This is a genomic window from Candidatus Hydrogenedentota bacterium (assembly GCA_012730045.1).
Classification (GTDB): Bacteria; Hydrogenedentota; Hydrogenedentia; order Hydrogenedentales; family CAITNO01; genus JAAYBR01.
The window spans coordinates 13,356-25,286 of the sequence record JAAYBR010000104.1 but is presented as its reverse complement, the minus strand read 5'-3'; the positions used below and the strand labels follow the sequence as shown (position 1 = coordinate 25,286).

At 69.7% G+C, this 11,931-nt stretch carries 12 protein-coding genes; all 12 read left to right on the top strand.

The features are described 5' to 3' along the window. Nucleotide 1 precedes the first annotated feature (1 nt). The 12 genes from rph to truB all read left to right on the top strand — a co-directional run bounded on the left by rph (nucleotide 2) and on the right by truB (nucleotide 11,931). Nucleotides 2–712, top strand: coding sequence for a ribonuclease PH (gene rph, locus GXY15_10960; GenBank protein ID NLV41731.1), 711 nt, complete (start codon nucleotides 2–4; stop codon nucleotides 710–712). Then, nucleotides 705–1,310, top strand: coding sequence for an RdgB/HAM1 family non-canonical purine NTP pyrophosphatase (gene rdgB / locus GXY15_10955; GenBank protein ID NLV41730.1), 606 nt, complete (start codon nucleotides 705–707; stop codon nucleotides 1,308–1,310). The genes rph and rdgB overlap by 8 nt, the downstream gene beginning before the upstream one ends. Continuing rightward, the gene (locus GXY15_10950; protein NLV41729.1) at nucleotides 1,298–1,903 is read left to right on the top strand and encodes a threonylcarbamoyl-AMP synthase; all 606 of its coding nucleotides are present in this window, start codon (nucleotides 1,298–1,300) and stop codon (nucleotides 1,901–1,903) included. Before rdgB ends, GXY15_10950 begins: the two co-directional genes overlap by 13 nt. Nucleotides 1,904–1,934: 31 nt before the next feature. Next, complete coding sequence (gene rpiB / locus GXY15_10945; protein NLV41728.1) at nucleotides 1,935–2,378, top strand: ribose 5-phosphate isomerase B; 444 nt, start codon at nucleotides 1,935–1,937, stop codon at nucleotides 2,376–2,378. Nucleotides 2,379–2,403: 25 nt separating this feature from the next. Then, on the top strand, nucleotides 2,404–3,798 hold the full coding sequence (gene hslU, locus GXY15_10940) for an ATP-dependent protease ATPase subunit HslU (GenBank protein ID NLV41727.1): 1,395 nt from the start codon (nucleotides 2,404–2,406) through the stop codon (nucleotides 3,796–3,798). A 7-nt stretch (nucleotides 3,799–3,805) separates the two neighbouring features. Next, nucleotides 3,806–4,516, top strand: coding sequence for a polyphenol oxidase family protein (locus GXY15_10935; protein ID NLV41726.1), 711 nt, complete (start codon nucleotides 3,806–3,808; stop codon nucleotides 4,514–4,516). A gap of 197 nt (nucleotides 4,517–4,713) precedes the next feature. Then, nucleotides 4,714–5,166 carry a ribosome maturation factor RimP gene (locus GXY15_10930; protein ID NLV41725.1) on the top strand — a complete coding sequence of 151 codons (453 nt, stop codon included), beginning with the start codon at nucleotides 4,714–4,716 and terminating at the stop codon, nucleotides 5,164–5,166. 19 nt (nucleotides 5,167–5,185) lie between these two features. After that, a complete protein-coding gene (nusA, locus tag GXY15_10925) occupies nucleotides 5,186–6,337 on the top strand; it encodes a transcription termination/antitermination protein NusA (GenBank protein NLV41724.1) in 1,152 nt (383 codons plus the stop codon). Nucleotides 6,338–6,437: 100 nt separating this feature from the next. Continuing rightward, complete coding sequence (infB, locus tag GXY15_10920; GenBank protein ID NLV41723.1) at nucleotides 6,438–9,398, top strand: translation initiation factor IF-2; 2,961 nt, start codon at nucleotides 6,438–6,440, stop codon at nucleotides 9,396–9,398. A 9-nt stretch (nucleotides 9,399–9,407) separates the two neighbouring features. Continuing rightward, nucleotides 9,408–9,689, top strand: a complete 282-nt coding sequence (locus GXY15_10915; GenBank protein NLV41722.1) for a DUF503 domain-containing protein — start codon at nucleotides 9,408–9,410, stop codon at nucleotides 9,687–9,689. Beyond that, entirely contained in the window at nucleotides 9,686–11,038 is a 1,353-nt protein-coding gene (rbfA, locus tag GXY15_10910) for a 30S ribosome-binding factor RbfA (GenBank protein ID NLV41721.1), read from the top strand. Before GXY15_10915 ends, rbfA begins: the two co-directional genes overlap by 4 nt. Further along, nucleotides 11,035–11,931, top strand: coding sequence for a tRNA pseudouridine(55) synthase TruB (gene truB, locus GXY15_10905; GenBank protein ID NLV41720.1), 897 nt, complete (start codon nucleotides 11,035–11,037; stop codon nucleotides 11,929–11,931). Before rbfA ends, truB begins: the two co-directional genes overlap by 4 nt.

Genomic DNA, 11,931 nt, shown 5'->3' with positions numbered 1-11,931 from the left:
CATGAGACCCGACGGCCGCGCCGACAACGCCCCGCGCCCCGTGCGCATCGAGCGGGGCCACACCAAGTACGCCCCCGGCTCCGTGCTCATCTCCACGGGCGGGACCCGCGTGCTCTGCACGGCCATGTTCGAGGACCGGCTGCCCGCCTGGCTCAAGGGCGGGGGAAAAGGCTGGGTCACGGCGGAGTACGGCATGCTTCCCGGCGCCACCCAGACCCGCAGTCCCCGCAGCAGCCAAACAGGCGGCCGCGCCAAGGAAATCAGCCGCCTCATCGGGCGGTCCCTGCGCGCCGTGACCAACCTTGAGGCCCTGGGCGAGTGCATGGTGACCGTGGACTGCGACGTGCTCCAGGCCGACGGCGGCACGCGGACCGCCGCCATCACCGGGGCCTGGGTGGCCCTGGCCGACGCCTTCGCCCTGTCTGTGAAATCCGGCCACCTGGCCGAGTCGCCCCTGCGGGGGGCCTGCGCCGCCGTCAGCGCCGGGATTGTATCGGGGCGCCCCGTGCTGGACCTCTGCTACGAGGAGGACTCGGCGGCCGAGGTGGACATTAACGTGGTGATGGACGACCGGGGCCGCTTCATCGAGGTGCAGGGCACGGCGGAGGGGGCCCCCTTTGACCGGGCCGCCCTGGACGCCCTGCTGGGCCTCGCGGAGGACGGCATCCGGCAACTGCTCGCGGCCCAGCGGGAGGCACTGGCAAATGGCTGAAACGCTGCTCATCGGCTCCGGAAACCCCAAGAAGGCGGCGGAACTCGCGCACCTGCTCGAGGGCCTGCCGTGGGAGGTGAAGAGCCTGCGCGATTTCCCGTCCGTCCCCGAGCCGGAGGAGACGGGCGCCACCTTTGAGGAAAACGCCCTGTTGAAGGCGGAGTATTACAGCGCCGCTTTCGGCGTGGCCTGCCTGGCCGACGATTCGGGGCTGGTGGTGGACGCGCTGGACGGCGCGCCGGGCGTGTACTCCGCGCGCTATGCGGGCGAGGACGCCAACGACGTCCGGAACAACGAGAAGCTGCTGGACGCGCTGGAGGAGGTGCCCTGGCCCGACCGCACGGCGCATTTCGCCTGCTGCGCGGCGCTGGTTCGGCCCGGCCACCCGCCCCACATCGAGTGGGGCCGGGTCCACGGCCACATCTCCGTGGAGGCCTTCGGCAGCAACGGCTTTGGCTACGACGTGGTCTTCGTGCCCGAGGGGCACGACATCACCTTCGGCGAGATGGACCCGGCGGAGAAGCACACCATCAGCCACCGCGGGGAGGCCCTGGGCAAGGTGCGGGCCTATCTGGAGCGCCTGGCATGCACCCCCTGATCCTGCCCGCCGGGGAGGGGCTGGACACGGCGGTCGCGGTGCTTCAGGACGGCGGCGTGGTCGCCTATCCCACGGAGACTGTTTACGGGCTGGCGGTGGACCCCTTTTCCCCGGGCGCGCTGGACAGCCTGTTCCGGGTGAAGGCCCGCGAAGAGGGGCGGCCCGTGCTCGTGGTGGTGGCGAACCGGTCGCACCTCAAGGCCCTGGCAGCCTCGGTGTCCGAAGCGGCGGAACGGTGCATGCGGGCATTCTGGCCCGGGCCCTTGTCCCTGCTTTTCCCCCCCGCGCCGGGACTGCATGAGGCGTTGATCGGACCCGGCGGCAAGGTGTGCGTCCGCGAGACCGCGCATCCGGCGGCCCGCGCCCTGTGCCTCGACTGGGGCGGCGGCCTGACCTCCACCTCGGCCAACCTCATCGGAAAGCCGCCCGCCGTGGCGGCGCGCGGGGCGTGTCTTGAAGGCGTGTCCCTCGTGCTGGACGGCGGGGCGCTTCCCCCGTCACCGCCCTCGACGGTGTTTGACCCGGACACGCGCGCGGTCCTGCGCGAGGGCAGGATCACGCGGCGGATGCTCGCGGAGGCCGGCGCCCTTTAGGCGCGCGGCCCCGCGCACAAGGAGAACGGACATGAGAATCGCGGTGGCAAGCGACCACGCGGGCTTTGAGGGCCCCGAGCCGCTGTACAAGCCGGCGATCGTCGCCCATCTGAACGCCCTCGGGCACGAGGTGGTGGACTGCGGCCCCGGCACCCCGGACCCGGTGGACTACCCCGACATGGCCGAGCGCGTCTGCCGCACCCTGCTCTGCGGCGAGGCCGACCTGGGCATCCTGCTCTGCGGCACCGGCATCGGCATGAGCATCGCCGCCAACCGGTATCCCGGCATTCGCGCCGCCGTATGCGCGACGGAGGAAATGGCCCGGCTCTCCCGGGAACACAACAACGCCAACATCCTGTGCCTGGGCCGGCGCACCCACTCCCTGGAGCAGTGCCTTGCCCTCGCGGACCTGTGGCTGGCCACCCCCTTCAGCGAGGGGGAGCGGCACCGCCGCCGGGTGGACAAACTGGGGTGAACTCCGCCCCCTGGAACCGAATCCCATGAAGAACCTGACCCCGAAGGACATTGTGCGGGAACTCGACCGCCACATCATCGGCCAGGACGAGGCCAAGAAAAAGGTGGCCATCGCCCTGCGCAACCGCTGGCGCCGCCAGCAGCTTCCGGACGACCTGCGCGACGAGGTGGCGCCGAAGAACATCCTCATGATCGGCCCCACGGGGGTCGGCAAGACCGAGATTGCCCGGCGGCTCTCCAAGCTCGACGACGCGCCGTTCATCAAGGTGGAGGCCTCCAAGTTCACCGAGGTGGGCTATGTGGGCCGCGACTGCGAGTCCATGATCCGCGAGCTGGTGGAGACGGGCGTCAAGATGGTCCGCGAGGAGATGCAGGCCGAGTGCGGGGAAAAGGCGCGGGAGAACGCCCGCAAACGCCTCATTGACCTGCTGTATCCCGGCCGCAGGGGGCGAGGCGGGCAGGCTTTCCACCCGCTCAACCCCTCCTCCGGCGACGAGGGCCCCGCCCGCAACCTCGCCCAGGACGAGAGCGACGAGAAGGTGCGCCTCATGGTCGCCGAAAGACTCGACGCGGGCGGGCTGGAGGACAAGGAGGTGGACCTGTCCGTCCGTGAGCAGGGCGGCCCCCAGATGTCCCAGTTACTCGCCGGAAGCGGCCTGGAGGAGCTCGGCATGAACATGCAGGAGGCCTTCGCCCGCATGTCGCCGCCCAAGACCCGCACCCGCCGGGTGACCGTGGCCGAGGCCCGCGAGCTCCTCGTGCAGGAGGAGCTGCAGGAGCTGGTGGACATGGACCTCGCGGCGCGCCGCGCCGTCGAGCGCGTGGAGAACTCCGGGATCATCTTCCTGGACGAGATAGACAAGATCGCCGGGCGCGGCCAGGGCGCGGGCCAGGGGCCCGACGTCTCCCGCGAGGGCGTGCAGCGCGACATCCTGCCCATCGTCGAGGGCAGCACCGTCATGACGAAATACGGCCCCGTGCGCACCGACCACGTCCTGTTCATCGCGGCGGGCGCGTTCCACGTGTCCAAGGTCTCCGACCTGATCCCCGAGCTGCAGGGGCGCTTCCCCATCCGCGTGGAGCTGTCCAGCCTCACGGCGGCCGACTTCGCGCGCATCCTCCGCGAGACGCACAACTCCCTGATCCGCCAGTACGAGGCCATGCTTGCCACGGAGGGGGTGGCCCTGGTGTTCGAGGACGCCGCCATTGACCTCATGGCCGAAATCTGCGCCCAGGTGAACCAGGAGTCGGAGAACATCGGCGCGCGGCGGCTTCACACCATCATGGAATACCTGCTGGAGGACCTCTCCTTCGACGCGCAGCAGCATGCGGGCGCCACGGTCACGGTGACCGGAGACATGGTCCGCGAGCGCCTGTCGGGAACCCTGGTCAAGCAGGACCTCTCCCGCTACATTCTCTGAGGGCCCCATGGAGCGGTTTCCCCTGATCGAGGACGCCGGGGCGGCGGTCGCCGCGATGTCCGGCGTGGCCGATGGCGACTGCGGCCGGCACGGCGACGCGGACGCCCGCGCCCGTTTCCTTGCCCGTTGGGGGGCGCCTCCGGCCCCCGCCTTCTTCGCCAGCCAGGTGCACGGTGTCCGCATTCTCCGGGTGGACCCCGGCCCGGGCGCGGGGGAGCTGCTCGCGGGCGAGGCGGACGGCCTGATGACCAACGCGCCGGACGCGGTCCTCTGCGTGGGCGTGGCGGACTGCGTGCCGGTCTGGCTTTTCGACCCCGTGACCTGGAGCGGCGCGTTGCTGCACGCGGGCCGGGAAGGCTCGGTGGCCGGGATATGCCCCGCGGGTGTTCAGGCGCTCCAGGAAGCCTACGGGGTCTCGCCCGGAGACCTGCGTGCCCAGATTGGCCCCTCTGCGGGCCCCTGCTGCTACGAGGTTTCGCCCGAAATGGCGGCGGAATACCGGGACCGGGGCTTTCCGGTCCGCGGCCGACATCTTGACCTCTGGGCGCTGAACACCCGGCAGCTGGTCGTCGCCGGGGTGCCTCCCTCCCACATCGCGGTTTCCGGCGAATGCACCCTCTGCGGAGACCGGTTTTACAGTTTTCGCAGGAATAACAGCCGGGAACGGAACCTCGCCGTGCTGCATCTTGGAAGAAAACCGGACGGGGCGGAGCGGTAGAAATGCCCCAATAGCATCATCTTGCGAAAGCCGAATCCGGGCATGATTTGCGGCCTGCCCCCTGTGTGTGGTACCATGGCAGGCTAACGTATGCCGCTTTGACAAAGTGGGTTGCCGCCCACTTTTTTTATTGGGACCAGGTCTCCGGCCGCCGCCGTCCGCGGGGGCTGGCTGGAGGCGCGCGGAGCGTGTGCCTTTTGATAGAAGTGACCGGACAGCTTTGGCGGATTGTGGAGCCCGAACTCGCTGAGTTGGGGTTCGAACTCGTGGAAATCGAGTGCGTTCCCCACGGCCGGGGCCAGATTGTCCGCATATACCTGGACAAGACGCCGGGCCGGATCAGCCTGGACGACTGCGCGATGGCCTCGCGGGTGCTGAGCCCCGTGCTGGACGCGGAGGACGTGGTTCCGGGCGGGTACATCCTGGAGGTGTCCTCGCCGGGGCTGGACCGGCCGGTGCGCAAGCCGGAGCATTTTGTGAAGTACACGGGCGAGCAGGTCAAGCTGACGACCCACGCGCCCGTGGGCGGGAGAACCCGGTTTACCGGCGTGATCCGCGGCCACGAGGACGGGATGATCGTGCTTGAAGTGGACGGGCAGACAGTGTCCATCCACGGCGAGAACCTGAAGAAGGCGAGACTGAACCGGTAGTACGGAAAGGTGGACAGCCTTGGCAGACGACCTTAAAATCGCGTTGGAGCAGATCGAGAAGCTGAAGAATGTGGACCGGGAGACCCTCCTGGAAGCCATTCGCGGCGCCATCGAGATGGCGGCCCGCAAGGGCATCCACCGGGCGGAGAACATCACGGTCGAGGTGGAGAAGAACACCCTGTCCTTCCTGGTCTTCGAGATCAAGACGGTGGTCGCGGAAGTGCGCGACCCGGCCCTGGAAATCTCGCTGGAGGACGCCCGCAAGCTCAACCCGGACGTGGTGGTGGGCAACCGGCTCAAGGTGCGCACGCAGCCCAAGGACTTCGGCCGCATCGCCGCGCAGACGGCCCGGCAGGTGATCATCCAGAAACTGAAGGACGCCGAGCGCGACCGCATCTATGCGGAGTACAAGGAGCGCGAGGGCGACATGATCACGGGCAACGTGAAGCGCATCAGCTCCGGGTGCATCTTCGTGGTCATCGGCCAGGTCGAGGCGGTGCTGCTGCCGGGCGACCAGTCCCCCCGCGAAAACTACAAGGTGGGCGACCGCATCCGCGCCCTCGTGGTGCGGGTCGAGAAGACCCCCAAGGGCACCTCGGTCAAGCTGTCCCGCTCCGCGCCGGACCTGGTCCGGTCCCTGTTCGAGCTGGAGGTCCCCGAAATATACGAGGGCACCGTGGAGATCCGGGCGCTCGCCCGCGAGGCGGGCAACCGCACCAAGGTGGCCGTGGCCTCCCGCGACCCCAATGTGGACCCCGTGGGCGCCTGCGTCGGCCTCAAGGGGTCGCGCGTGCGCGCCGTGGTCGAGGAGCTTTCCGGCGAGAAGATTGACATTGTCCGCTGGAGCGAGGATCCGGTCCAGCTCTGCGTGAACGCGCTGAACCCCGCCGACATTCTCAAGATGCAGCTCGACGAGGAGGCGAAGACGGTCCAGGTGATCGTGCCCCAGGACCAGCTTTCCCTGGCCATCGGCAAGCGCGGGCAGAACGCCCGCCTCGCCTCGAAGCTCATGGGCTGGAGCATTGACATCCGCGGCGACGGCGAGGGCAGGGCCCCGGAACCGCCGGAGCCCGCGGAAGCGCCCCCGGAGGCGGACGAAGCGGGGGGGGAACAGGGTTCGGACGAACCCCTGGAGGACGCCGACGGCAACGCGACAACAGACGGCAACTGACGCAGCTTTTCCGATCACGTTTTGTCCCAATGCGGTTCAAGGCCGCGCACGCCGCCGCGCCCGGTTAGGTGCGGGGTTGGTGTTGTGGAGGTTTGAGTAGATGCAGACCATTTCAAGTTTCACGGAGAAACTGGACCTTTCCCTTGACTGGGCGATCAGCTCGCTCAGGCAGCTGCGCCATTCCATCGCCGACGGCGGCACCGAGATAGACGCGGACCAGGAAGAGCTGCTCATCGCCCTGGACGAGGAGCCCGGTCTGCTCGAAAAGAAGCTCGCCGAGCTTGCCAAGCAGGACGCGGCGGCGGCGAAGAAGGAGGAGGCGGCGGCGAAGAAGAAGGCCGCCGCGGCGAAGAAGGCCGCGGCAAAGAAGCCCGCGGCAAAGAAGCCTGCGGCAAAGAAGCCTGCGGCAAAGAAACCCGCAGCCAGAAAGAAGAAGACGGACGGGGACGAAGAGGCGGAAGAGGCGCCGACCGGGGAATCCGCCCCGACCGCAGTGATTCTTCCCGACCCGGAGACGGGGATGGAACCCGTGGCGGTGGTGGAAGAGGTGGCGGCCGTGGTGGAGACAGTGGCGGAGGCTGCGGAGGCCGCGGAGGCTGCGGAAGACGCGGTGATCGAGGTTTCCGCCCCCCCCGAGGCGCCGGAGGCCGGGGAGGCCCCCGAAGCGCCCGCGGCGGCCGTGGTCCCCGAGCAGGAGCTTATCGCCGTCATTCTCCCAGACGAGCCGGTCACGGAGGAGGACGCGGAGCGCGCCGAGCAGGCGGCCATCGAGGACGCGGCCACCGAGCAGCTGGGCGCCCTTGCCCGCGCGGAGTGGAAGCAGCGCGAGATGGAGCGCCTGCGCGGGCAGCGCAAGGTGGAGAAGGACAAGCAGCCCCCGCAGGAGGAGGTCGCCGCGCCGGTGCCCGACCCCGAGGTGCTGCGGGCCGTGCTCGAGCGGGACCGCCAGCGCAAGGAGCGCCAGCAGGCCCCGCCGCCCGCGCGCGGCCCGGCGCGGCCCGGCCGCGACGCCGCGGCGGCCAAGCCCGGCGGCCGCAAGGAGCAGGCCCCCGTGCTGCTCACCCCCGAAGAGCTTGAAAAGGCCCGCGCCCGCAGCATGGAGAAGCGCGGCGGCGCCCCGACCAAGGCCGCCAAGCAGAAGCAGAAAAAAGAAAAGGCCGAGCGTTTGCGCGTCGTCGAGGAGGACATGCAGCGCGAGGCCGTGCTCGCCGTGCGCGAGTTCCAGTCCGGCTCCGCCGCCACGGGCTCCAAGAAGTACCGCCGCAGGCGCCGCGACGGCGATGACGGGGGCGAGAGCGGCGTGATGCTGCTGGGCACCGTCGTCGTCGAGGAGACGCTCACGGTGGACCAGCTCGCATCCCAGCTCGGCCGGAGCGCCGCCGAGATCATCGTGGACCTGATGGACATGGACGTCATGGCCACCAAGAACCAGGTTCTCGACATGGAGCAGATCCGCCACATCGCGGACAAGTACTCCTTCAACGTCGAGGTCGCCATCCCCGAGGAGGAAAAGGTCTTCGCCGAGGAGCCCGACAGCCCCGAGGACCTCCTCCCCCGGCCCCCCGTGGTCACGGTCATGGGCCACGTGGACCACGGAAAGACCTCGCTGCTGGACCGCGTCCGCCGGACCAACGTGGCGGACTCCGAGGCCGGCGGCATCACCCAGCACATCGCCGCGTACCAGTTCGAGCTGCCCGGCGGCGGCGTGACCTTCCTCGACACGCCCGGCCACGAGGCCTTCACCCAGATGCGCGCCCGCGGCGCCCACGTCACCGACGTGGTCATCCTGGTCGTGGCCGCCACCGACGGCGTCATGCCCCAGACCATCGAGGCCATTGACCACGCCAAGGCGGCCGAGGTCCCGATCATCGTCGCGGTGAACAAGTGCGACCTGGAAAACGCCCAGCCCGACCGCGTGCGCCAGGAGCTGACGCAGTACGGGCTGGTGGCCGAGGAGTGGGGCGGCGACACGATCATGCGCAACATCTCCGCGCGCAACGGCGACGGGGTGGACGACCTCATGGACCTGCTCACGCTCCAGACGGAGCTGCTCAACCTGCGGGCCAACCCCAACAAGCGCGCGCGCGGCGCCGTGCTCGAGTCCGAGATCACCACGGGCCAGGGCCCGGTGGCCTGGGTGCTCGTGCAGTCGGGCACCCTCCGCGTGGGCGACACCTTCCTTGCGGGCACGACCTCCGGGCGCGTCCGCAGCATGGTGAACGCCCGGGGCGAGGAGCTGAAGGAGGCCGGGCCCTCCATGCCCGTGGTCGTCACCGGGTTCAGCACGCCGCCGGACGCCGGCGACATTTTCATCGTCACCGAGGAGGAGCGGGTCGCCAAGAGCATCGCCGAGAAGCGCGCCGCGGCCCAGCGCCTCAAGCGCGGCCCCGCGGTGAAGCACATGACCCTGGAGGACTTCCACAAGCGCTTCTCCGAGGTGGAGAAGAAGGTGCTCAACGTCATCGTCAAGGGTGACGTGCAGGGCTCCGTGGACGTGCTCCGCTCGAGCCTGGCCAAGCTCGGCAACGAGGAGGTCAGCGTCAACATCGTCCACGGCGGCGTCGGCGCCGTCAACGAGTCCGACATCATCCTGGCCGGCGCGAGCGACTCGGTGGTCATCGGGTTCCACGTCACGGCCAACCCGAAGGTCCGCAAGCTGGCCGAGCAGGAGGGCGTCGAGATACGCACCTACCTGATCATCTACGAGATGATGGACGACCTGCGCAACGCCCTCGAGGGGCTCCTCGCGCCCGAGAAGCGCGAGGCCATCACGGGCCACGCGGAGATCCGGCAGGTCTTCCGCTCTTCCGCCCTGGGCAACATTGCCGGCTGCCACGTGGTGGACGGCGAGATCACCCGCAGCGCGCTGGCCCGCCTCGTGCGCGACGGCGTGGTCGTCTACAGCGGCAAGATAGACTCCCTGCGCCGCGGCAAGGACGACGCGAAGTCCGCCGCCACGGGGTTCGAGTGCGGCATCAAGCTTGAGCGCTTCGACGACGTCCGGGCCGGCGACGTCATCGAGGTGTACAAGATTGAGCAGATCGCCAAGACCCTGGACTGATCCGGGGCCGTGACCATCGGGCTGCTGGAGATGGACTTTCTCGTGCCCGGCGCGCGTTCCCTGAAGGAGAAGCGCTCCGTGGTGAAGGGTCTGAAGGACCGGCTGCGCGCCCGCTTCAACTGCTCCGTCGCCGAGGTGGCGTTCCAGGACGTCTGGACGCGTTTCCGCCTGGCCGTCTGCGTGGTGAGCGGCGACAGCCGCTTCGCCAACACGCAGCTGAATGAAATTGTCAACCACGCCTCCACGCACCGCGGCGCGGTGCTGGCGGACTACCGGATTGAGATGCTATGAGCGAGAACAGCAGGGCCACCCGCGTGGCCGAGGTCATACGCGAGGAGATCGCGCGGCTCCTGACCAAGGGGCTCAAGGACCCGCGGATCGGCTTTGTCTCCGTCATGGAGGTGCGCATGTCCCCCGACCTGCGCCATGCCAACGTCTATGTCAGCCTCTACGGCGGCGAGGCGGAGCGCAAGTCCTCCCTCATCGCGCTCCAGAACTCCGCCGGCTGGGTGCGGCGCGAGGTGGGCAAGTGCCTGCACGTGCACCACACCCCCGAAATCCGGTTCTTCCCGGACAGCACGCTGGACCGGGTCTACCAGCTGGAGGAGGTCTTCCAGACCATCCACGTGGAGCAGCAGAACACCCCCATGCTCCGCATGACCCTCGCCGAGATGGTGGAGGAGCTGAAAACCGCCGAGGCCCCCCTCGTCGTCACCCATGTCAACCCGGACGGCGACGCCGTGGGCAGCCTGCTCGCCGCGCGCCTCTTTCTGCGCGCCCTCGGCAAGACGCGCGTCTCCTGCGCCGTTGACGGCGCGGTCCCCGCAGCCTACGCCGCCCTGCCCGGCGCCAAGACGATCCTGAACGCCGAGAGCGACCGTCCCGTGTTCGACCGCGTCGTCCTGGTGGACTGCGCGCGGCTGGACCGCATCGGCGAGATCGCGGACTGGATTCCCCCCGCCGTTCGCGTGCTGGTTCTTGACCACCACGACGAGGAGGGCCCCCCCGGCGGGGCCGGCATCATTGACCCCTCCCGCGCCGCCGCGGGCGAGCTGGTCGCCGCGCTCTTTGACGCCGCCGAAATCCCCTGGGACGCCGACGCGGCCACCTGCCTCTACGTCGCCCAGGCCACCGACACCGGCGGCTACCGTTTCGCCAGCACCACCGCCGGAAGCCACGAGCTGGCCGCGCGGCTCATCTCGGCGGGCGTGGACCTGGCCGTGTGGAACGAGCGCATCTTCAACACCATGGCCGCCCGGAAATTCCAGCTTCTGCGCCGCGTGCTCGACCGGGCCGAGTTCCTCCGCGGCGGCGAGCTCGCCGTCTCCTGGGTGGGGCAGGCCGACTTCGAGGAGACCGGCGCGCTGGCGGAGGACACCGACGGCCTGATCAACTATCTCCGCCAGGTGGACGGGGTCCGCGTGGCCGCGTTCTTCACGGAGCGCGCGCCGGGCGTCTGCAAGGCCAGCCTGCGCTCCGCCGCCTCGTTTGACAGCGCCCGCTTCCTCCGGGAGTACGGCGGCGGCGGCCATTTCATGGCGGCGGGCGCCACGCTGGACATGCCGCTGGCGGAGGCGCGGAAGACCGTGACCGCCGCCCTGGCGGCCGCCATGGACGACAACGGGACGGAGGCGCCATGAACGGCGTGCTGCTGGTGGACAAGCCCGCGGGCATGACCTCGCATGATGTGGTGGACCGCGTGCGCCGGGCCGCGCAGCAGCGGCGCATCGGCCACACGGGCACCCTGGACCCCGGCGCGACGGGGCTGCTGGTGCTGTGCCTGGGCGCGGCCACGCGGCTTTCGGAGCATCTCACGGGCCTCGACAAGACCTACGAGGGCACCATGCGCCTCGGCGTGGTCACCGACAGTTATGACATGGACGGGGCCGTGGTCTCCGAGCATCCCGTGCCGGAACTGGCCCAGGCGGACATCCAGGCCGTCTGCGACACCCTCACGGGCGACATCCTCCAGACGCCGCCCATGATGAGCGCCGTCAAGGTGGGCGGCAAGCGCCTCTACAAGATGGCGCGCAGCGGCCAGACCGTCGAGCGCGAGCCCAGGCCCGTGCATGTGGAGGCCTTCGACATCCTCTCCTGGACCCCGCCCGAGGCGGGCCTGCTCGTGCGCTGCGGCAGCGGCACCTATGTCCGCGCCCTGTGCCACGAGGCGGGCCAGACCCTCGGCTGCGGCGGCATCCTCGCGTCCCTCCGGCGCACCCGCGTCGGCGCGTTCAGCGTCGCCGACGCCGTCGCCCTTGACGCGCTCGACGGCCCCGACACCGTGCGCGGCCGCCTCATCCCCATGGAGGACGCCCTCGACCTGCCCGTGGTTCGCGTGGACCGCGCGCGCGCCGCCATGATCCTCACCGGCGCCGCCATCGCCACCTCGATCCGGCCCGCCCCGGAGGATTTCCCCGACGGGCTCGTCCAGATCAAGTCCGAAGACGGCCGCCTGCTGGCCCTGGGCACGGTCGTCGCCACGGAAACCGGCGCGCTGGTCCGGCCCCGCCGCGTCTTCATGCCGGAACAGTAG